Genomic DNA, 22,393 nt, shown 5'->3' with positions numbered 1-22,393 from the left:
TTGGGCCTTTGCGGTTCAATCCCCCTGACGACTGACGACTGACGACTGACGGCTGGCGGCTGGCGGCTGGTAGCCGGAGACTGACGACTGAACCGAAGCCGCCCTCCGCCCCTCCCCTTGATCCCGCTCGACGTTCTATACTGGCGGATTACCCGGGACGCGACCGTCGGGCCGATCATGGCACCGCGCGCCACTGGTATCCGCCACCGGGGAGGGCGAGTCGCTCGCCCGGCCCCTGCAAACACCCCTTCACGATTCTGGAGCAAGACGATGGCGCAAAGCGCAGTCAAGAAAGTCGTTCTGGCCTATTCGGGCGGACTCGACACCTCGGTGATCCTCAAGTGGCTGCAGGAGGAGTACGGCTGCGAGGTCGTGACCTTCACCGCCGACATCGGTCAGGGCGAGGAGCTCGAGCCGGCGCGCGCCAAGGCCGAGGCGGCGGGCGTGAAGGAGATCTATATCGACGACCTGCGCGAGGAGTTCGTCCGCGACTTCGTCTACCCGATGTTCCGCGCCAACGCCGTCTACGAGGGCGAGTACCTGCTCGGCACCTCGATCGCGCGTCCGCTGATCGCCAAGCGCCTGATCGAGATCGCCGCCGAGACCGGTGCCGACGCCATCTCCCACGGCGCCACCGGCAAGGGCAACGATCAGGTCCGCTTCGAGCTCGGCGCCTACGCGCTCAACCCCGAGATCAAGATCATCGCCCCCTGGCGCGAGTGGGACCTGCTCTCGCGCGAGAAGCTGATGGCCTACGCCGCCAAGCACGGCATCGGCGTCGAGCAGAAGCGCGAGGGCAACAAGTCGCCCTACTCGATGGACGCCAACCTGCTGCACATCTCCTACGAGGGCTACGACCTCGAGGACCCCTGGACCCAGCCCGGCGATGCGATGTGGCGCTGGAGCGTCTCGCCCGAGCAGGCCCCGGACCGGGCCACCGAGATCGAGCTGACCTTCGAGCGCGGTGACATCACCGCCATCGACGGCAAGGCGATGAGCCCGGCCGAGGTGCTCGCCGAACTCAACCGCATCGGCGGGGCCAACGGCATCGGGCGCGCCGACATCGTCGAGAACCGCTATGTCGGCATGAAGTCGCGCGGCTGCTACGAGACCCCCGGCGGCACCATCATGCTCAAGGCGCACCGCGCCATCGAGTCGCTCACCCTCGATCGCGAGGCCGCGCACCTCAAGGACGAGCTGATGCCGCGCTACGCCAGCCTGGTCTACAACGGCTACTGGTTCGCCCCCGAGCGGCGCATGCTGCAGGCGGCGATCGACGAGAGCCAGCAGGTGGTCAACGGCGTGGTCCGTCTCAAGCTCTACAAGGGCAACGTCAGCGTGCTCGGCCGTCGCTCCGAGACCAACAGCCTGTTCGACGAGTCGATCGCGACCTTCGAGGAGGACGCCGGCGCCTACGACCAGACCGACGCCACCGGCTTCATCCGCCTCAACTCGCTGCGCCTGCGCGTGGCCGGCCGCAAGCGCGGCTGATCCCCCACCCGGCCCCTCGGGCCGGGCCACCGTCGCCGCGCCCCGCGGCGACGGTCTCCAGAGAGAAAGGCCCTCAGCCTCCAGCTACCAGCCGCCAGCCGCCAGCCACAAGCGCCAAACCCTCCCCGCTGGATCAAAGCTGAAGGCTCATATCAGTGCGTAGGCTGGGCAAAGCGTCGCGTGCCCAGCGAAAGGCGCGACCAGCGACCAGCGACCAGCGACCAGCGACCAGCGACCAGCGACCAGCGACCAGCGACCAGCGACCAGCGACCAGAAGATTGAACCGCCAAGGCGCGAAGGACGCAAAGCAAGCGGACGGTCTGCAGATCCGCAGACCGGGCAAGGCGCAGTCTCCCCGACTGGAGGCTGGAAGCTGGTTCGAACCGCCAGCCTCCAGTGAGGGGGCAGGGTTATCTCGTCGCGTCGTGGTTGACCGCATACCGACACTGGAGGCTGTTTGCTGGAGGCTGGTCGCTTTCTTCGTGTCCTTTGGGTCTTTGCGGTTCAATCCCCTGGCGGCTGGCGGCTGATCGCTGAACGCTAGCCCCGCGCGCTATCCATCCGGGACGATCCGCAGCAACGCGCCGTCGGGCGCATCGGTGAGGACGTAGAGGTGGCCATCGGGGCCCTCGCGCACGTCGCGTACCCGAGTGCCGATGGTCAGCCGTTCCTCGCCCACCACCGCGCCGTCCTCCAGGTCGATACGCCGCACCTCGCCGAACTTGAGCGCGCCGCTGAACAGGTCGCCGCGCCAGGCCGGGAAGTGCCGTCCGCTGTAGTAAGCGAGCCCGCTCGGCGCCTTGGAGGGGGTCCATTCGAGCAGCGGCGCGGTGACGTCGACGCGCTGGTGGACGCTGGAGATCGCCGGTCCCCAGTACTCGTGGCTGGTGGTGACCTCGGGCCAGCCGTAGTTGGCGCCGGGGATGATGCGATTGAGTTCGTCACCACCGCGCGCGCCGTGCTCGTTGGCCCACACCCGCCCGCTCGCCGGGTCGCGGGCGAGACCCTGGATGTTGCGATGCCCGAGGCTGTGGATGGCCGCGCGCGCGCCGCCGGCGGCGAACCAGGGGTTGTCGGGATGGGGGCTGCCGTCGGCGCGCAGCCGCAGGATCTTGCCGAAGTGGCTGTCGAGACGCTGCGCCTGCTCGCGGATCAGTCCGCCGGCGAAGCGAATCGGCGGGTTACCGCCGTCACCGATGCTGAGCAGCAGGCTGTCGTCGTCGAGCCAGAGGATGCGCGAGCCGAAGTGCTGGGTGTCGCGCTTGGTGTCGGGGTTGGCATAGAGACGTTCAAGATCGCGCAGCGCGCCGTCGACCAGTCGCGCGCGCGCCAGGGCGGTGCGATTGGCGCCGGTCGTACCCTCGGCATAGCTGAGATAGACCAGCCGGTTGCGACGGAAGTCGGGGTGTGGGGCGACGTCGAGCAGACCGCCCTGCCCCTCGGCGAGCACCTCGGGCACGCCCTCGATCGGCCTCGGGTCGAGCCGGCCGTCGGTCGCGAGCCGACGCAGCCGGCCCGGTCGCTCGCTGATCAGCGCCGTGCCGTCGGGCAGCCAGGCGATCGCCCAGGGGTGTTCGAGCCCGCGCGTCACCACCTCGGCGCGCCAGCCCTGGGCCTCGGGTGGCGCGGCCTCGACCGCGAGGGCGCCGAGCAGCGCGCACAGCACCACTGTCCAGCGACGCATCAGGCCTCCATCCATGTGCCTCCACTCCTGCGGGCCGCGCCCGCTCCCGGGTGTCAGTCGCGCGCCGTCGCCGCCGTCTCTGCCGGTACCTCGCCGCGCGCCTGCAATTGTTCGAAGGGGTCGGGACCCTCACGGTGCGCGCCGGCCTCCTCCAGCTGCTTGAGATAGTCCTGCCACAGCGGCTGCCAGGCGCGACCGAGGCGATGGAGATAACCCCAGTCGTAGAGCCCGGAGTCGTGACCGTCGTCATAGCGGATCTTGAGCGCATAGGCGCCGATCTGCTCGATCGCGGTGATGTTCACCCGCTCCTTGCCGAGCTGCAGCTTGGCGCTCGCCGGGGAGTGACCGCGCACCTCGGCCGAGGGCGAGTAGACCCGCAGGTACTCGCACGGCAGCCGGAAGCGCGCCCCGTCGTCGAAGGCCAGCTCCAGCACCCGCGAGCGCTGGTGCAGGCGGATCTCGGTGGGCAGTGGATGGGCGTCGTCCATGGGGACCTCCGCGGTCAGTACTCGGCGCCGAGCGCGCGGGCGCGGGCCAGACGCTCGGCGAGCGCCTCGGCATCCTGGGCCGGGGCGTCGAGCCCGGGCCAGCCGGCGCAGTGGCGCAGGATCAGCTCGGTGAGCAGATCGAGATGCGCCGGGGCGTCGTTGAGACAGGGGATGTAGCCGTAGTGCTCGCCGCCGGCCTCGAGGAAGTACTCGCGGTTCTCCTCGTCGATCTCCTCGATGGTCTCCAAGCAGTCGGCGGAGAACCCGGGCGAGAGCACGTGGACCGACTTCACCCCGGCCGCGCCCCATTCCTTGAGGGTGGTCTCGGTATAGGGCTGGAGCCACTCGCTCGAACCGAGACGCGACTGGAACGACATCCCCCAACGATCCTCCGCCAGCCCCAGCGACTCGATCACCAGCCGCGCGCTCTTGCGACACAGACAGTGATAGGGGTCGCCCTTGTCGAAGTAGTCCTTGGGGATGCCGTGGAAGGAGAACAGCAGCCGCTCGGGCTCGCCGTGCTCGGCCCAGTACGCGCGGATACTGGCGACCAGGGCATCGATATAGGCCGGATCGTCGTGGTACTGGTTGATGAAGCGCAGCTCCGGCAGCCAGCGCCAGCGCCGCAGCTCGGCGGTGACGGCGTCGAAGGCCGAGCCGGTGGTGGTGGCCGAGTACTGCGGATAGAGCGGGAGCACCAGGATGCGTCGGGCATTGGCCGCGCGCAGCTCGGCCAGCGCCGAGGCCACCGAGGGGTTGCCGTAACGCATCCCCAGCGCAACCTTGACCGGCCCCCCGAGCCGCGCGCCCAGCCGCTCGGCGATGCCGTCGCGCTGCCGCCGCGAGATCGCCAGCAGCGGCGAACCGTCCTCGGTCCACACCGACTCATAGGCACGCGCCGAGCGCGCCGGGCGGGTGCGCAGGATGATGCCGTGGAGCAACGGCAGCCACAGCGCGCGCGACATCTCCACCACCCGCGGATCGGAGAGGAACTCGGCGAGATAGCGGCGCACGTCCGGCACGCTGGTGCTGTCGGGCGTGCCCAGGTTGATCAGCAGCACCCCGAGCGACTCGGGGGTGTCATGGCGGTAAGCGGGGGTATCGACGAACTTCATCAAGGGGTCTCGGACTGGGCCTGTTCGGAAAGGAGTCGGTAGAGTGCCTGGAAGCGCTCGGGATCGGGGGCGCCGAACAGCGGATCCTCGGCGGAGGGCGCCTCGGCCGCCACCGCGTCCCAGTCGGCCTCGTCGAGCACCTCGAGGGCGATCGGGAAGGCCTCGCGATCCTCGAGCGAGAGGTGTGCGCGCATGGTCGCGACCAGCTCGCGACCATTGGCCTCGACGTCCTCGCGCAACAGCACCTCCTCGTTGAGGATGCCGTCGAGCGACTGACGGAAGCGCTTGTTGATCTGGCTGAGGCTCGCGTGCTGACGCATCAGCACGTCGAACACCTCGTGCTGCCCGGCGCCCTTGTCGAGGACTCGACGAAAGATGATGTCCTCGGTCGGGTGATGGACGGTATCGGCATAGCCGTCCATGTACTCGAGCATCTCGGACATCAGGTCGTAGTCGGGCTCCTCACCCGCGTGGAAGCGGTCGAGCAGGGTCTCGAACAGGTCGAGCAGCTTGACGAGACGGGCATGGTCCTGGCCCAGTCGGGTCATCACCGGGTGCATAGGCCTTTCTCCTAGTCGGTGGCAATCGTCTCAATCGATCCAGTATGCCATCATCTCCAGCCGAGCCAAGGCACGCGCGATCCGTCCCCGGGCTCTCGTCCAGCATCAGACGAGCGGCATCGGTCGGGGTTCCCGGCGCGGCGGTCAATGATCGCGGGCGCGCCGCAGCAATGGGGCCAGCAACTGCCAGACCGGCCCTTCGCGCCAGCTCTCGCGACCACACACATAGTCGAGCGCATGCAGGTTCTGCAGCGTCCAACCCATGCGCCTGCTCGCCCACTCGCGACCGCAGCAGAGCAGCCGGTCGCCGGCCTCGAGTTCGGTCTCCGGCCCCGGGAGCAACCACCGGGCGCCGTCGCGCGCCAGCAGCAGGGGGATCACCGGCAGGCGTTCGTCGCGCGCCTGCGGGTCGCGCAACAGGATCTCCAGGGTCGGCGGCTCGCCGCGCGCAATCGCGTCACACACGGCGAAGGCGCGCCCGGGTTCGAGGACGATCTCCCAGACGTGCGGGGCGCACTCCCCGACCAACCCCAGCACCCGGCTCACCAGCTCGCAGGCCCAGGGCTCGTCCTCGAGCCGTGCCAGGGTGGCGAAGTCGGAGAGCAGCGGGTTGACCAACCGGATACCGATGCGATTGGCGACGATCAGACTGGGGTGCATGATCGCATGGGCACCGACCCGGGCGAACAACTGATGGTTGTGGTGCTGGTTCTCGCGCGCGATCACGAACAGCCCGCGGTTGAGCATCAGCGCGGTCATCACGATCGAGAGGTTGTCGGCGTCGTGATCGGTGCCCGCCACCAACCCCACGGCACGACGGATCCCGGCCTGCTCCAGGGTCACCGCCTCGGTGCCGCGGCCCTGCACCACACCCTCCTCGGGGATCCCGGTCTTGTGTGGCAGCGCCTCGATCACCTGCACCTCCATCCCCTGCTCCTTGAGATGCTTGTACATCGCCTTGCCGAAGCGACCATAGCCACAGATCACCCAGCGCCCCCGAGTCGGCGGGAACAGCGGCTCCTTGAGCCGTTCGCCGCCGAAGCCCGAGAGCCAGTCGAACAGCAGGGTGAGACAGGGCGCCTGGATGGCGGTGGCCATGTAGAGCGCGAAGGTATCGAAGGGGTCGTAGATGTGGTCGGTGCCGAAGGAGGCCATGTTGGCCTCGACCTCGTGCGAGTCGGCGCGACAGATCACCGTCACCTCGGGGTGCATCAGCTTGGCGGCGATGGCGATCTTGAGGTTGGTCTCGTTGACATTGGTCAGCGCCACCACCCCCTGACACAGCGGATGCCTGAGCCCGGCCGCCTCGAGGTGCGCCGGACTGCGCGCGTCGGCGCAGAACGCGGGGACGTATTCGCGCTGGTTCTCGAGCTGGAGCAGATTGATGCGCTCGGGATCGATATCGACCACCACCGCATGCAGATGACGATCGGTTAGCCCCCGCACCAGGGCGCTGCCGGTCTGGCCATAGCCGCAGACCAGATAGAAGGGGGTGCACAGCCCGCGCACCCGGGCGCGAAAGCGGCGCTCGCGGATCGCGCGCTGAAAGGTCGCGTCCTGCAGCAGCGCGATCAGGGTGCCGATGGCATAGATCCACACCGCCACGGTGGCGAACACGCAACCCGAGACCCACAGCCGCTGGGCATCGGTGAAGGTATTGGGCAGCTCGCCGAAACCGATGGTGGTCGACATGTAGCTGACGAAATAGAAGGCATGGAACAGGCTCATCGTCGCCGGCTCGCCGGCGGCGTCCTGCGCCGGGATCAACGCCAGCCCGGCCATCGCCACCGCATAGACCAGGATCAGCGACAGCAGCGGCGCGCGCATCCGCCGGAAGACGAGAAAGACGATGGTATCCATGCGACGGCTCCCCCGGTCGCGGCGCCGCACCGCTCAGCGGCGCAGCATCACCGTCTCGATCAGCAACAGCACCACCGAGACCACGTTGGCGATCATCGCCCCGCCGGCGAGCGAGACGATGCTGGCCATCGCCGAGGGGGTCATGCCGCCCTCACCGACGTGCACCACCGCCGTCCACACCAGCGCCGCGGCGACGAGCTGCAGGATCGCCACCAGACTGGTGGCGAGCAGCACCGCGCCGAGCTGGGTGCGGTCGCCGAACTTGAGCACGGTGGCAACGAGGTTGACCACGATCACCGCGAACAGCTCCCAGGCGTGATGATGGTCGGGATTGTCGATCTCGCCGACGAAGAACCCGAAGTTCAGCGTCAGGGCGAGCACGATGAAGAAGCCGAAGACGACCTTTTCCGGATTCATCCGTCTCTCCGCAACAAGGGGCCCGAGCGGGCGCGAACACGATGGCGGCCAGACCGCCGGCGCATCATAGCAGTTTGCCGGCGGGTAGCTACCAGTCGCCAGCCGCCAGCCGCCAGTGAAAGGGCGGACAGTCCTTGACCACCGTCGTTGAGCACAAGCGTCCACTGACAGCTGGCGACTGGCGGCAACGGCTGACGACTGGTGGCTGGTGGCTGGTAGCTGGTAGCTGGTAGCTGGTGGCTGATAGCTGGTGGCTGATAGCTGCCGCCCCGATTGCCCCGCTCCGAGCGCCGGGCTAACGTGTCGGCATACACGGCGGTACGAGGAACCCGGCATGGCCCTGACCCTGATCCTGACCCTGGTCGGTCTCGCCGGCGGGCTGTGGCTGGCGGAGGCCGGGCTCGACGGGCTCGCCGCGCCGCTGATCGGCGCACTGTTCGGTTTCGTGCTCGCCCGCCAGCAGTTGCTCGAGCGGATGCTGCGCGAGCAGCTGGGGCGTGCGACCCCGTCGCCCGCAGAGCCCCAGCCGGAACCGGCGCAAGCCCCCGACTCCGAGCCGCTGTCGCTCGACCTGCCCGCCCCGCCGCCAACCCCGCCCTGCCCGACGCCTGCCCCACGCGCCCCCTGGCGCCTGCGCGAGCGCCTGCTCGGTGCCAATCCGCTGGTGCGCATCGGCATCCTGTTGGTGTTCGTCGGCACCGGCTTCCTGATCAAGTATGCGGTCGACCAGCAGTGGCTGCGGCTGTCGCTGGAGCTGCGTCTCGGCGCCATCGCGCTGGCCGCGTTGGGGCTGCTCGGGCTCGGCTGGCGGATGTGCGCGCGCAATCGCGACTACGGACTGCTGCTCCAGGGCGCAGCCATCGGCATCCTCTATCTCGACGTCCACGGCGCCCATGTGCTTGCCGGGCTGCTCGGGCCCGTGGCCGCCTTCGCGCTGCTGGCACTGATCGCGCTCGTCTGTCTCGCCCTGGCGCTCACCCAGGAGGCGCGCAGCCTCGCCTGGTTCGGCCTGATCGGCGGCTTCCTCGCGCCACTGATCAGCGCCGACGGCGGCGGCGACCCGGTGGTGCTGTTCGGTTACTACGCCCTGCTCGACACCCTGGTGCTGGCGCTGGCCTGGGCGCGCGGCTGGCGCGCGCTCAACCTGCTCGGCTTCGCCTTCACCTTCGTCATCGGCATCGTCTGGGGCGTGCTGCGCTACGAGCCGGCACTGTTCCATCGGGTCGAGCCCTTCCTGATCTACTTCTTCCTCGTCTATGTCGCCGTGGCGGTGCTCCACGCCCGGCACCGACCGCCGGGCTCCGCCCCCCCGGTCGACGCCACCCTGGTGTTCGGCACCCCGCTGCTGACCCTTGCCTGCCAGCTCGCGCTGGTCGCCCACCTGCCCTGGGGCGAGGCCTACTCGACCCTGGCGATGGGGCTGTTCTATCTCGTCCTCGCCGGTTGGCTGCGACGCGACGGACATCCAGCCACGACGCTGCTCGCCCAGACCTTCCTCGCGCTCGCGGTGATCCTGCTGTCGCTGACCCCGGCCTTCGCCCTCGAGGCCGAACTCACCGCCGGTTTCTGGGCGCTCGAGGGCGCGGCCATGGCCTGGATCGGCGCCCGTCAGGAGCAGACGCGGGTGTTGGTCTTCGCGCTGTTGCTCCAGCTCGGCGCGGCACTGACGCTGCCCTTCGCCGAGACCGCCGCCGACCCGCGCCCCTTCCTCGGCGCCGAGGTGCTCGGCGCGCTGACGATCGCCCTCGCCGGGCTGGTGAGCGCCTACTGGTTCGAGCGCGCCCGCCCCTGGTGCCGCGCCCTGGCGCCCTGGCTGCTCGGCTGGGGGGCGCTGTGGTGGCTCGGCGCCGGGAGCGCCGAGCTGTGGCGTCTCGACCCCGGCGCGGTGCTGCCGGCGCGACTCATCGGCTATACCCTGCTCGGCGCGCTGCTCGCCGAACTCGCCGCCACCCGGCTGCGCTGGGCGCGACTCGACGCCCTGCTCGGCGGGCTGCCGCTGCTCGGGCTGGTCGCGCTGGCGGCCAGCGCCGAGCGGCTGGAGCAACCGTTCGGCGCCGGCGGCGCGCTCGCCTGGCCGGCCTTCGTCGGCCTCGGCTATCTGCTGCTGTGGCGGGTCGAGCGCCGCGCACTCGCCCCGCGAATCGGCTGGGGCCTGTTCGCCCAGGGGCTGACGACCCTGCTGGTGCTCGACTGGGGCTGGCTGTGGTGGGCGCTGGTCGCGCACCAGCCAGCCCCCGGCTGGCACGCCGCGGCGCTGGCGCTGCTCCCGGCCGTGGCGCTACTGCTGGCCACGCGGGCGCGACCCTGGCCGCTGACCTGGGCGCGGGTCCATGTCGGCGCGCTCGGCGTGCCGCTCGCGCTCGGGCTGATGATCTGGTCGGTCTGGTCAGTCGGGATCGCCGGCGGTAGCGCGCCCTGGCCTCGGCTGCCGCTCGTCAACCCGCTCGATCTCGTCACCGCGCTGGTGCTCGTCGCGCTGTGGCGCTGGTGGCACGCGCTCGAGACGCACGGGCTGATCGCCCCCGGCGCGCCGGGCCGGCGGGCCGTCACCGCGCTGTTCGGGGTGCTCGGCTTCGGCTGGCTCAATCTGGTGCTGCTGCGCGCGCTGCACCATGCCTGGGGGGTGGACTACCGGGTGGCGGCGCTGCTCGACTCGGCACCGACGCAGATGGTGCTGTCGGTGAGCTGGGGGCTGTGCGCGGTGGTGCTGTTGCTGGGGGCGCGGCGCTGGCGCTCGCGCGCGCTCTGGTTCGGCGCGGCGGCGGTGCTGACGCTGGCGGTGGTGAAGCTGTTTGCGATCGATCTGGCCGCGCGCGGCGGGGTGGAGCGCATCGTCTCCTTCCTCGCCGTCGGCGGGCTGATGATGGGGATCGGCTGGCTGACGCCGCTGCCGCCGCGCGCGACGACAGCCGACGAGACAGGGCTCAGTCGCCCGTCGTCGCGGACTCGGCAGCCGCCGCCTGCTTGAGTGCGCGGTGGATGACGATGTTGAGCATGCGCAGCGTCGCTGCGATCGAGGCGAACACCTGGTTGGCATGTACCCCGCGGGTGCGTAGCTCGCCCAGGTCGGTCTGCCAGACGATGCTGCACTCGGTGAGGGCATCGGTGCGCCCGCCCTTGGGGATGCGCACCTCGTAGTCGGTCAGCCGCGGCAGGGTCAGGCCGCGCTTCTTCACCACCCGCGCGAGCGCGCTCATGAAGGCGTCGAAGCCACCGTTGCCGCTGCCCACGGCGTTATAGACGTCGCACTCGATACGGACCTTGATGCTCGCGGTCGACTCCAGGTCCATGGTCGAGGCCACCGAGCAGGCGAGCAGCTCGGCATGGTCGTAATCCTTGCTCTCCAGCACCTCGGCGATGATGAAGGGCAGATCCTCGGTGGTGATGGTCTTCTTCGAGTCGCCGAGCTCGATGATACGGCGCAACACCGTCTGCTGCTGCTCCTCGGAGAGCTCGATGTCGAGTCGTTCGAGGTTCTTCGCCAGCGAGGCCTTGCCGGCGAGCTTGCCGAGCGCGTACTTGCGTCGCCGGGCAAAGCGCTCGGGCGAGAGCCGCGAGTGGTAGAGACTGCCCTTGCGATCGCCGTCGGCATGGATGCCGGCGGTCTGGGTGAAGACGTCGGCGCCGACGATCGGCGCGTTGTCGGCGATGCGCTTGCCCGAGAAGTACTCGACCAGCTCGCTGGCGCGGGCGAGATGGGTCTCGTCGATGCCGGTGCGATAGCCGAGCTGATCGCGCAGGTTGACCGCGACCTCGGCCAACGAGGCATTACCGGCGCGCTCGCCGAGACAGTTGACGGTGCAGTGCAGCGCGCTCACCCCGGCGCGCGCGGCGGCGAGCACGTTGGCGGTGGCCAGGCCGTAGTCGTTGTGGGGGTGGAAGTCGAAGCACAGCCGGGGGAAGCGCGCGACCATGTCGGCGATCGCCGCCTCGACCTGCTCCGGGGTCATCACCCCGAGGGTGTCGGGCAGCATGAAGTGCCCCACCCCGCTGTCGGCGAGCTGCTCGACGAAGCGATAGACATAGTCCGGGGTGTCGCGATAGCCGTTCGACCAGTCCTCGAGATAGAGGTTGACGGCAAGCCCCGCCTCCTGGGCGCGGGCGACACAGGCGCGCACATCACCGACGTGCTGCTCCAGGGTCTTGCCGAGCTGGCCGTGACAGTGACGCTCGCTGCCCTTGGTCAGCAGGTTGAGCACCCGTCCGCCGGCATCACGGATCCAGTCGATGCTGCGCCCCTGGTCGACGAAGCCGAGGACCTCGACCCGCTCGGCGAGTCCGCGCCCCTCGGCCCAGCCGAGGATCTGACGCACCGCGTCGGCCTCGCCGCTGGAGACCCGCGCCGAGGCGACCTCGATGCGATCGACCCGCACCTGTTCGAGCAGGGTCTTGGCGAGATTGAGCTTCTCCGCCGGCGAGAAGGACACCCCCTGGGTCTGTTCCCCGTCGCGCAGGGTGGTGTCCATGATCTGGACATAGCGTTCGGCCGACTCGCTCATGCACCCGCCCCCGTGGCGGCGAGGGTGCGCTCGATCTCGGCCTTGATCGCCTCGACCGTGGCCGGCAGCTCGACACAGCGCTGCTCGCGCTCCATCAACCCCTGCAGCGACGGCGGCAGTGGCGCGCCCTGGCCGATCGCCTGCTCGACGGCCTCGTTGAACTTGGCCGGATGCGCGGTGGCCAGGCAGATGGCGTCGTCCATGCCACGCGCGGCATGGAGGCCGACGGCGGTGTGCGGGCAGCAGATATAGCCGTCGCACTCGTAGCTGGCGCGGATCTGCTCCAGGGTCTCGGCGTCGCTCGCGGCGCGGGCGTCGAAGTCGGCGCGCACCCGCGCGTGGCGCTCGGCGTCGAGTTCGATGCGACCGTGCTCACGCAGCCCCTCGAACAGCGCGCGCACCCGTGCGCAGTCGCCGTCGTGGAGGAAGTAGAGATAGCGCTCGAAGTTGGAGGCGAGCTGGATGTCCATCGCCGGGCTGAGGGTGCGGTGGACCTGCGACTCGGCGGCGTAGACCCCGCTGTCGACGAAGCGGGTGAGGATGTCGTTGCGGTTGGTGGCGATCACCAGCCGGCGCACCGGCAGCCCCATGCGGCGGGCGAGATAGCCGGCGAAGACGTCGCCGAAGTTGCCGGTGGGCACGGAGAAGCTGACCGCGCGCTCGGGATCGCCGCCGCTGACCCGACCCCAGGCGTAGAAGTAGTAGACCATCTGGGCGAGGATCCGCGCCCAGTTGATCGAGTTGACCGCGCCGAGGTGGTGGCTGCGCTTGAACGGCAGGTCGCTGAACAGCGTCTTGACGATGCGCTGGGCGTCGTCAAAGGTCCCCTCGACGGCGATGTTGTGCACGTTGTCGTCGAGCACCGTGGTCATCTGGCGCGCTTGGATCGGCGACACCCGGCCCTTGGGGTGGAGGATGAAGACCCGGATGCGCGCCTTGCCGCGCACCCCGTAGATCGCCGCCGAGCCGGTATCGCCCGAGGTGGCGCCGACGATGTTGAGCTCACCGCCGTCACGCGCCAGCAGGTATTCGAAGAGATTGCCGAGAAACTGCAGCGCCACGTCCTTGAACGCGGCGGTGGGGCCATGGAAGAGCTCGAGGATGCGCGCCCCGCCGGCCTCGACCACCGGGGTGACCTCGGGGTGGGAGAAACCGGCATAGGAGCGATCGATCAGCGCGCGCAGGTCCTCGCGCGGGATCTCATCGCCGACGAAGGGGGTGAACACCTCGAGGGCGAGTTCCTGAAAGCTCAACTGCGACCAGGCACGCAGGGTCGCGGCATCGACCCGGGGCAACTCGGCCGGGACCAGCAGACCACCGTCGGTGGCCAGGCCCATGGTGACCGCGTCGGCGAAACCGATGGAGGTGACACCCCCGCGGGTACTCAAGTAGTGCATCTCGTTCTCTGTATTGACTGGTTGCTGTAGACGAGCGGGCGCCGGCACCCGCGCGCGGCCTCGGACGTGCGCTCCGTGCAGGCGTCGGGAGACGATGGACGAGACGGGCAGACACCCCGGTGGTGGCGAGGCGGCGTGCCCGGAGCGTGCTCGGAGGAGCGGGCGCGGTGCAGTCCGTCCCCTGCTCCCAGCGAACGCCGGGGAAATGGTTGAGAGTAAAAAACCTGGCCACGCTTGGCAACCGTGGCGTGGTCTCGGCCACGATCACCAGCGTGCCGTGATGAATGCTGCACCCGCGTCACAATGATCACCATTGAATCCGATGTCACTTCGAATCGTTGACATTGCGGCAAAGGCAACCAGACAATGCAAAGCGTGCGCCTGAACTGACAGATACGGCACACACACACTAGAAGAAAGAGAATGAGGGGGCATCTGTCGCGGTCTGACCATCGGGCCCGTGCTTGCGCGCGGCTGCCGGTCAACGCCCCGTCACCCCGAGCAATTACGCAATCCACTTGTCGATTACGGAGTGACATCGAAATGACACCTGAAAAACGGGCAGATTACTGGCGGGCGAATCTACGCCTGCTGGCGGTACTGCTGACCATCTGGTTCGTGGTCTCGTATGGGTTCGGGATCATCCTCGTCGAACCCCTGAATGCCATTTCCCTTGGGGGCTACAAGCTCGGCTTCTGGTTCGCCCAGCAAGGCTCGATCTATACCTTCGTGGTACTGATCTTCGTCTATGCGGCGAACATGAACAGGCTCGACAAGAAGTTCGACGTCGGCGAAGAGTAAGGAGCACAGATCATGACGCCTCTTGATATGTGGACCTACGGCGTTGTCGGCGCGACCTTTGCGTTGTACATCGGCATCGCCATCTGGGCCCGCGCCGGTAGCACCGGCGAGTTCTACGTCGCCGGCGGCGGCGTTCACCCGGTTGCCAACGGCATGGCCACCGGCGCCGACTGGATGTCGGCGGCATCCTTCATCTCCATGGCCGGGCTGATCGCCTTCAACGGCTATGGCGCATCCGTCTTCCTGATGGGCTGGACCGGCGGCTATGTGCTGCTGGCGCTGCTGCTCGCACCCTATCTGCGCAAGTTCGGCAAGTTCACCGTGCCCGAGTTCATCGGTGATCGTTACTACTCGCAGTCGGCGCGCATCGTCGCGGTCATCTGTCTGATCCTCGCCTCGATCACCTATGTCATCGGCCAGATGAAGGGGATCGGCGTGGCCTTCTCGCGTTTCCTCGAGGTGCCCTACGACACCGGTCTCTATATCGGTATGGGCATCGTCGCCATCTACGCCGTGCTCGGCGGCATGAAGGGTATTACCTATACCCAGATCGCCCAGTATGTGGTAATGATCTTCGCCTACACCGTGCCGGCGGTGTTCATCTCGCTCAATCTCACCGGCAACCCGCTGCCCCAGCTGGGGCTCGGCAGCGAATACATTCAGAACGGTGTCGCCACCGGCATGTCGCTGCTCGACAAGCTCGATCAGGTGGTCACCGACCTCGGGTTCAAGGAGTACACCACCCAGACCATGGGCAACTCCCTGAACATGTTCGCCTACACCCTGTCGCTGATGATCGGCACCGCCGGTCTGCCGCACGTCATCATCCGCTTCTTCACCGTGCCCAAGGTGCGTGACGCGCGCTATTCGGCCGGCTGGGCGCTGGTCTTCATCGCCCTGCTCTACACCACCGCCCCGGCCGTCGGCGCCATGGCGCGACTCAACCTGATGGACACCATCCAGATCGGTCCGATCGGCAGCGTCGAGGGCAACCTGCTCTATGACGAGCGTCCCGAGTGGTTCAAGAAGTGGGAGGAGACCGGCCTGCTGCAGTTCGAGGACAAGAACGGCGACGGTCGCATCCAGTACTACAACGACGCCGACCCCGAGTTCGCCGCCGAGGCCGAGTCCTACGGCTGGGCCGGCAACGAGATGGTCAAGGTCGACCGCGACATCATGGTGCTCGCCAACCCCGAGATCGCCGGCCTGCCGGCCTGGGTGATCGCACTGGTGGTCGCCGGTGGTCTGGCCGCGGCGCTCTCAACCGCAGCGGGACTGCTGCTGGCGATCTCCTCGGCGATCTCCCACGACCTGCTCAAGGGCGTGATGATGCCGAAGATCTCGGAGAAGAACGAGCTGATGGCCGGACGCGTGTCGATGCTGGTGGCGATCATGGTCGCCGGCTATCTCGGCCTCAATCCGCCGGGCTTCGCCGCCGGTACCGTGGCCATCGCCTTCGGGCTCGCCGCCTCCTCCCTGTTCCCGGCGCTGATGATGGGGATCTTCGCCACCCGGATGAACAAGGCCGGGGCGGTCGCAGGCATGATCGCCGGTATCACCGTGACCCTGCTCTACGTGTTCCAGCACAAGGGCATCTTCTTCGTCCCCGGGACCTCCTTCCTGATGCCCGAGATGGGCATGGGTCAGGACTGGTTCTTCGGGATCTCGCCCAACGCCTTCGGCGCGGTCGGCGCGGTGGTCAACTTCACCGTGGCCATCATCGTCGCCAAGCTCACGGCACCGCCGCCGGAGCACATCCAGCACCTCGTCGAGGACGTGCGCATCCCGCGTGGCGCCGGCGAGGCCGGCGGCCATTGATGGACGCCGCGCTCAATCCCTGAGCGTTGACTCAAGCCCCGCTTCGGCGGGGCTTTTTCGCCCTGTCGCGGCATCCTGCGACAGGGCGGCCCAGCACGGACACCGACAACGCCGGGCCGGCGCACGCCGCCAACCACCCGGCCGAGCCACTCAGATCACGGGCACGGGACATCGACCATGGACATCGAACTGATCGAGATCCAGGAATTCCTCGCCGGCCGGCCGCCCTTCGACCAGCTGCCCGAGGAGGCGCTGGTACAGCTTCCGCGCCGCCTCCAGGTACGCTATTTCCGTCGTGACAGCGCCTTTCCGCCGGAAGACGAGGACAGCCCCCGGCTCTATATCCTGCGACGCGGCGCGATCGAGCTGCGCAACGACGATGACGAACTGATCGGCAAGCTCGCCGAGGGCGATCTGTACGACCTGCGCTGTCGCGACGACGGCGATCACTACCGCGCCACCGCCGTCGAGGACACCCTGGTCTACGCCCTGCCCTGCGGTGAACTACAGGCGTTGCGCGAGCGCCATGCCGGCTTCGCCGAACACTTCGAGCAGTCGATCTCCAACCGCCTGCGCAAGGCCCTCGACGTAGTGTGCGACACCCCGCCGGCGGGCACCGGACTGATGACGGTGCGGGTGCGCAGCATGATCAACCGCGCACCGATCAGCACCGGCCCGGAGACCAGCATCCGCGAGGCGGCGGGGATCATGTCCGAGCACCGCGTCTCCTCGCTGCTGATCATGGAGGGCGAGCACCTGGCGGGGATGATCACCGATCGCGACCTGCGCAGTCGCTGTCTCGCCGCCGGGCTGTCGAGCGAGCGACCGGTGCGCGAGATCATGACCGAGCGACTGCACAGCATCGAACCCGACACCCTGGGCTTCGAGGCACTGCTGACCATGACCCGGCTCAACGTCCATCACCTCCCGGTGATCGAGCGCGGGCGGGTGATGGGACTGGTCTCGAGCACCGACCTGACCCGCTTCCAGAGCGCCAACGCCGTCTATCTGGTCGGCGACATCCATCGCGCCGAGTCCCTCGAGACCCTGGTGGAGATCGGCTCGCGCATCCCCGAGTTGCAGGTCCACCTGGTCACCGCCGGGGCCACCGCCAACCAGACCGGGCAGGCGATCAGCACCATCACCGACGCCATCACCCGGCGCCTCCTAAAGCTGGCCGAGGCCGAACTCGGCGCGCCGCCGGTCCCCTACTGCTGGATGGTCGGCGGCTCCCAGGCCAGGCGCGAGCAGTCCTCGCACTCCGATCAGGACAATGCCCTGCTGCTCGCCGACGAGGCCGGCCCCGAGCACGACGCCTACTTCGCCGCACTCGCCCGCTTCGTCAACGACGGTCTGCACGCCTGCGGCTTCATCTACTGCCCGGGCGACGTGATGGCCTCCAACCCCAAGTGGCGCCAACCACTGCGGGTCTGGCACGACTATTTCGCCACCTGGATCGTCAAACCCGAGCCGCTGGCGCTGATGCTCGCCAGCGTGTTCTTCGACCTGCGCCCGCTGCACGACCCGGCGGGCCTGTTCGAGCCGCTGCAGCAGCGCATGCTCGAGCGCACCCGCGCCAACCGCATCTTCATCGCCTACATGGCCGCCAACGCACTCAAGTACCGCCCGCCGCTCGGTTTCTTCCGTAACATCGTGCTGATCCACGGCGGCGACCACGACCATACCTTCGACATCAAGCATCGCGGCACCGTGCCGATCATCGATCTGGCGCGGGTCTATGCGCTCTCGGCCGGACTCGCCGAGACCAACACCCGCGAGCGACTACGCGCGGCGGCCGAGTGCGGCGCGCTGAGCCGCGACGGCGCGGCCAATCTGGTCGATGCCTCGGAGTTCATCGCCACCCTGCGCATGCGCCACCAGGCCCATCAACTGCGCAACGGCACCAAGGCCGACAACTTCCTCTCGCCCGACGAGCTCTCGCCGCTCGAACGCGGTCATCTCAAGGACGCCTTCCTGCTGATCAACACCATGCAGGAGTCACTCGGACAACGCCATCAGGCGGGCCGCTTCACCTGAGGACGCCGGATGCCAGGACTGATCGAATGGCGCCGGCGCTGGCGACTGCGCCGCGCGCCCCAGGGGCCGCTGCGCGAGCACCTCGCCCAGCCGACGCCACGCCCACGCACCGACTGGCGCGAGGTCGAGTATCTCGCGGTGGACCTCGAGACCACCGGACTCGATCCGCGCAACGACCAGATCCTCAGCGTCGGCCATGTGGTGGTACGCGGCGCGGCCATCGACCTCGCCACCGCGCGCCGTCATCTGGTGCGCGTCGGCGGCGCGATCCCCGAGGCCAGCGCGGTGATCCATCAGATCACCGACGATCAGGCGGCCTGCGGCGGCGAGCTCGAGCCGGTCCTCGCCGAGCTGCTCGCGGCGCTCGCCGGACGGGTGCTGATCGCGCACCACGCCAGCATCGAGCTCGGCTTCCTGTCGAGCGCCTGCAGACGACTGTGGCGCCAGGGGCTGCTGACCCCGGTGGTCGATACTCAGGTGCTGGCGCATCGCACCTTCGAGCGTCGCCAGATCCCCTTTCGCGGCTCGGACCTGCGTCTCTACGCGCTCTGCGACCGCTACAACCTGCCCCGTCACGGCGCCCACGACGCGCTCGGCGACGCGCTCGCCGCCGCCGAGCTGTTCCTCGCCCAGGCTGCCTACCGCGACGACGGCAAGGGGGTGGCGCTCGGCACCTTTCTGTGCTGAGTCCGGGACGAGACAGTGGCGAGGCAGAGAACACGAAAGGAACATGACATCGCGCAAGGGTCCACGATCGTCATCCGCGCTGGAGCACATGACAGACGCGCCCCAGCGAATGGCTAGATGCCTCAGGTGTGACCGTTTACCATGTGCCCACAACAAGACGCCGGCCTCACGGTATCGACGCTGCTTCAAGCAGTTCGCCGGCACCGAATCACCCTACAAGAAGAGACCACGATAAGAGGAGACGACATCCATGTCGGAGCAAAAGGTCTATCCAGTGCCGGCGGAGACTGCCGCCAACGCCCACATCGACGCTGCCACCTACGAGGCGATGTATCGACGTTCCGTCGATGACCCCGAGGGTTTCTGGGGCGAGCACGCCGAGCAGTTCGTCACCTGGTTCAAGAAGTGGGACAGCGTCCTCGACTACAGCTACCAGGCCGACGACCTGCACGTCGAATGGTTCAAGGGCGGCAAGCTCAACGTCACCTACAACTGCCTCGACCGCCATCTCGACACCCGTGGCGATCAGGTCGCCATCATCTGGGAGGGCGACGACCCCAACGAGGATCGCAGCATCACCTATCGTGAGCTGCACGAAGAGGTCTCGCGGCTCGGCAACGCGCTCAAGGCGCGCGGCGTCGAGAAGGGCGATCGGGTGTGCATCTATCTGCCGATGATCCCCGAGGCGGCGGTGGCGATGCTCGCCTGCGCGCGCATCGGCGCCGTGCACTCGATCGTCTTCGGCGGCTTCTCGCCCGACTCGCTGCGCGACCGCGTGCTCGACTCCGAGTGCAAGGTGGTGATCACCTCCGACGAGAGCGTGCGCGGCGGCCGCCACATCCCGCTCAAGCGCAATGCCGACACCGCGCTGCAGGAGTGCCCCAACGTCGACACCGTGGTGGTGGTGCGACGCACCGGCGGCGAGGTCGAATGGGTCGAGGGTCGCGACATCTGGTACCACGAGGCCATCGCCGCGGCCGCGCCGACCTGCGAGCCGACCGAGATGGACGCCGAGGACCCGCTGTTCATCCTCTATACCTCAGGGTCGACCGGCAAGCCCAAGGGCGTGCTGCACACCACCGGCGGCTATCTGGTCTATGCCGCGATGACCCACAAGTACACCTTCGACTACCAGGAGGGCGAGGTCTACTGGTGCACCGCCGACGTCGGCTGGGTCACCGGTCACACCTACATCGTCTATGGTCCGCTGGCCAACGGCGCCACCTCGCTGATGTTCGAGGGCATCCCCAACTACCCCGACATGTCGCGCTTCTGGCAGGTCGTCGACAAGCACCAGGTCAACAGCTTCTATACCGCGCCCACGGCGATCCGCTCGCTGATGCGCGCCGGCGAGGAGCCGGTCAAGCAGACCTCGCGCAAGTCGCTGCGCATCCTCGGCTCGGTCGGCGAACCGATCAACCCCGAGGCCTGGGAGTGGTACTACCACATCGTCGGCGAGGAGCGTTGCCCGATCGTCGACACCTGGTGGCAGACCGAGACCGGGGGTCATCTGATCACCCCGCTGCCGGGCGCCACCGCGCTCAAGCCGGGCTCGGCCACCCGTCCCTTCTTCGGCGTGGTGCCGGCGCTGGTCGATCCCGCCGAGGGCACCCCGATCGAGGGCGAGGGCGAGGGCGCGCTGGTCATCACCCGTCCCTGGCCGGGGCAGATGCGTACCGTCTACGGCGATCACCAGCGCTTCATCGACACCTACTTCAAGCAGTACCCGGGGTACTACTTCTCGGGTGACGGCGCACGCCGCGACGCCGATGGCTACTACTGGATCACCGGACGTATCGACGACGTGCTCAACGTCTCCGGCCACCGTCTCGGCACCGCCGAGATCGAGTCGGCACTGGTGCTGCACCCGCACGTGGCCGAGGCCGCGGTGGTCGGCTACCCCCACGAGGTCAAGGGTCAGGGCATCTATGCCTATGTCACCCCGATGGCCGGGGTCGAGCCGACCGATGCGCTGAAGAAGGAGCTGGTGTCGCTGGTGCGCGGCGAGATCGGCCCGATCGCCATCGTCGACCTCATCCAGTGGGCGCCGAGTCTGCCGAAGACCCGCTCGGGCAAGATCATGCGCCGCATCCTGCGCAAGATCGCCGCCAACGAGATCGACTCGCTGGGCGATACCTCGACGCTCGCCGACCCGACCGTGGTCAACGAGCTCATCGACGGCCGACTCAACCGCTGAGGACCGCCGCCGAGGCGCATGGACGCGCCGCGCCCGGGAGCACCGGGCGCGTTCGGGGCGGCGTCCGGGAACACGATTGCCGGACGCCGTCTTGATTCATTCGAGCAAACACCACACCATCGGTCCGTCTGCCCAGTTGGACGACCGCCCCTCGGGGCACGACCCCAGCCCCTGCGCTGTGACCCGATGCACCCGGGTGCCAGGCACCCTGGAAGCATCCCCGAGCCCGCGGAGGTGACTCGGGGGCGGATGGCGTCTTGCCGTCCCGAACCAGCCGCGCCCTCACCCGGCATCACGGTCACAGGCCTCCAGCGGCCTCTCACCGCAGCGGGTCGTCCACCATACCCTCGCCGCTTTGCAGGGCGACTTCACGGATGCACCCAAGCGCCGTGCCCGGCGTCCACGAAGGGACTCAGCACTCACACCTGAGACCATTCAAACAGTTGGTCGAGACAACGAGCAAACCATCCAACATGAGCCCACAACCCAGGGTCGGTGTCTTCATCGACGCGGAAAACATCCGCTACAACGGCGGCTACCAGATGCGCTACGATGTGCTGAGACGGTTTGCCGCGCGCGAAGGAGGGAGACTGCAGCGCCTCAACACCTATATCGCCTATGATATCGAGCGCGCGGACAAGGATGGTGACGAGGACTACAAGCGCAAGTGTCATGAGTACCATCAGCTGATCCGGGAGTTCGGCTACAAGGTCAACCTCAAGCACGTGCGTCACTATCGCGACGAAGACGGCAACATCACCAACAGCAAGGCCGATGCCGATCTCGACCTGGCTGTCGATGCCATGCTGCAGGCCGAGCGACTCGACCACATCCTGCTGGTCACCGGAGACGGCGACTTCCTCCCGCTGGTGCGGGCACTGCAGAACCAGGGGTGCCGGGTCGAGCTGATCGGCTTCAAGCACATCTCGGAGGAGCTGCAGCAACAGGTCGACGCCTTCTACTCAGGCTTTACCATCCCCGACCTGCTGCCGATCCACTACGAGAAGGACAATCAGTGGGGCGAGGCCGGCTCGTGCGTGCGCGGCGTCTGCGTCAACTGGCTGAAGGACAAGGGCTACGGTTTCATGCGGGTACTCAACCGGATCTCCGCCGATCTGTGGGTCACCGACACCCGCAACCCACAATCCCCCTATAGCTCGGTGTTCTTCCACAAGAGCGAGGTCGATCACGGGATCGAGGACAGACACCTGATGAGTCGGGATTTCGTGTTCGAGTTCTACCTCCAGCCGAGCGAGCAGAAAGACGGCCTGATCGCAACCAACATCAGGGACGCTTACAAGGTCAACCAGGACCACAAGAACAAGTGATCCCGCGCCCTCCC

Annotated in this window: 16 protein-coding genes; 8 read left to right on the top strand and 8 right to left on the bottom strand. The window is 68.0% G+C overall.

The features are described 5' to 3' along the window. Nucleotides 1-270 precede the first annotated feature (270 nt). Nucleotides 271-1,491, top strand: a complete 1,221-nt coding sequence (locus tag EDC29_RS03210; protein ID WP_123141152.1) for an argininosuccinate synthase — start codon at nt 271-273, stop codon at nt 1,489-1,491. A gap of 553 nt (nt 1,492-2,044) precedes the next feature. On the opposite strand, the gene EDC29_RS03205 is transcribed toward EDC29_RS03210, so the two are convergent. The 6 genes from EDC29_RS03205 to EDC29_RS03180 all read right to left on the bottom strand — a co-directional run bounded on the left by EDC29_RS03205 (nt 2,045) and on the right by EDC29_RS03180 (nt 7,615). Beyond that, complete coding sequence (locus EDC29_RS03205; RefSeq protein ID WP_132228527.1) at nt 2,045-3,175, bottom strand: PQQ-dependent sugar dehydrogenase; 1,131 nt, start codon at nt 3,173-3,175, stop codon at nt 2,045-2,047. A gap of 53 nt (nt 3,176-3,228) precedes the next feature. Next, a complete protein-coding gene (locus EDC29_RS03200; protein ID WP_123141154.1) occupies nt 3,229-3,663 on the bottom strand; it encodes a gamma-butyrobetaine hydroxylase family protein in 435 nt (144 codons plus the stop codon). 14 nt (nt 3,664-3,677) lie between these two features. After that, nucleotides 3,678-4,778: a ferrochelatase gene (hemH, locus tag EDC29_RS03195; protein WP_132228525.1), complete on the bottom strand. Its 1,101-nt coding sequence runs from the start codon at nt 4,776-4,778 to the stop codon at nt 3,678-3,680. Continuing rightward, nucleotides 4,778-5,338, bottom strand: a complete 561-nt coding sequence (locus EDC29_RS03190; RefSeq protein ID WP_123141156.1) for a hemerythrin domain-containing protein — start codon at nt 5,336-5,338, stop codon at nt 4,778-4,780. The genes hemH and EDC29_RS03190 overlap by 1 nt, the downstream gene beginning before the upstream one ends. A gap of 144 nt (nt 5,339-5,482) precedes the next feature. Beyond that, on the bottom strand, nt 5,483-7,198 hold the full coding sequence (locus tag EDC29_RS03185) for a potassium channel family protein (protein ID WP_123141157.1): 1,716 nt from the start codon (nt 7,196-7,198) through the stop codon (nt 5,483-5,485). Nucleotides 7,199-7,231: 33 nt separating this feature from the next. Then, entirely contained in the window at nt 7,232-7,615 is a 384-nt protein-coding gene (locus tag EDC29_RS03180; RefSeq protein ID WP_062277143.1) for a DUF6394 family protein, read from the bottom strand. 334 nt (nt 7,616-7,949) lie between these two features. Here EDC29_RS03180 and EDC29_RS03175 point away from each other — a divergent pair, with 334 nt between their 5' ends. Beyond that, nucleotides 7,950-10,583 carry a DUF2339 domain-containing protein gene (locus tag EDC29_RS03175; protein WP_132228523.1) on the top strand — a complete coding sequence of 878 codons (2,634 nt, stop codon included), beginning with the start codon at nt 7,950-7,952 and terminating at the stop codon, nt 10,581-10,583. Here the strand turns inward: EDC29_RS03175 and EDC29_RS03170 are convergent. Beyond that, the gene (locus EDC29_RS03170; RefSeq protein WP_123141159.1) at nt 10,540-12,114 is read right to left on the bottom strand and encodes an alpha-isopropylmalate synthase regulatory domain-containing protein; all 1,575 of its coding nucleotides are present in this window, start codon (nt 12,112-12,114) and stop codon (nt 10,540-10,542) included. The genes EDC29_RS03175 and EDC29_RS03170 overlap by 44 nt on opposite strands. Continuing rightward, nucleotides 12,111-13,511 carry a threonine synthase gene (gene thrC, locus EDC29_RS03165; RefSeq protein ID WP_123141160.1) on the bottom strand — a complete coding sequence of 467 codons (1,401 nt, stop codon included), beginning with the start codon at nt 13,509-13,511 and terminating at the stop codon, nt 12,111-12,113. The genes EDC29_RS03170 and thrC overlap by 4 nt, the downstream gene beginning before the upstream one ends. Before the next feature lie 543 nt (nt 13,512-14,054). On the opposite strand from thrC, the gene EDC29_RS03160 reads away from it, so the two are divergent. The 6 genes from EDC29_RS03160 (at nt 14,055) to EDC29_RS03135 (ending at nt 22,379) form a co-directional block, all read left to right on the top strand. After that, nucleotides 14,055-14,312, top strand: a complete 258-nt coding sequence (locus EDC29_RS03160; RefSeq protein ID WP_123141161.1) for a DUF4212 domain-containing protein — start codon at nt 14,055-14,057, stop codon at nt 14,310-14,312. 12 nt (nt 14,313-14,324) lie between these two features. Then, entirely contained in the window at nt 14,325-16,130 is a 1,806-nt protein-coding gene (locus EDC29_RS03155; protein ID WP_123143060.1) for a sodium:solute symporter family protein, read from the top strand. Nucleotides 16,131-16,307: 177 nt separating this feature from the next. Further along, nucleotides 16,308-18,167, top strand: a complete 1,860-nt coding sequence (locus tag EDC29_RS03150; RefSeq protein ID WP_123141163.1) for a DUF294 nucleotidyltransferase-like domain-containing protein — start codon at nt 16,308-16,310, stop codon at nt 18,165-18,167. A gap of 9 nt (nt 18,168-18,176) precedes the next feature. Next, nucleotides 18,177-18,854, top strand: coding sequence for a 3'-5' exonuclease (locus tag EDC29_RS03145; RefSeq protein WP_123141164.1), 678 nt, complete (start codon nt 18,177-18,179; stop codon nt 18,852-18,854). Between the two features lie 250 nt (nt 18,855-19,104). Further along, entirely contained in the window at nt 19,105-21,051 is a 1,947-nt protein-coding gene (gene acs, locus EDC29_RS03140) for an acetate--CoA ligase (protein WP_123141165.1), read from the top strand. Between the two features lie 473 nt (nt 21,052-21,524). Next, nucleotides 21,525-22,379: a LabA-like NYN domain-containing protein gene (locus EDC29_RS03135; RefSeq protein WP_123141166.1), complete on the top strand. Its 855-nt coding sequence runs from the start codon at nt 21,525-21,527 to the stop codon at nt 22,377-22,379. The last annotated feature ends 14 nt before the right edge of the window (nt 22,380-22,393 follow it).

Source organism: Marichromatium gracile (assembly GCF_004343155.1).
GTDB lineage: Bacteria > Pseudomonadota > Gammaproteobacteria > Chromatiales > Chromatiaceae > Marichromatium > Marichromatium gracile.
The sequence above is the reverse complement of the archived record's forward strand: the minus strand, read 5'-3'. Positions and strand labels throughout refer to the sequence as shown.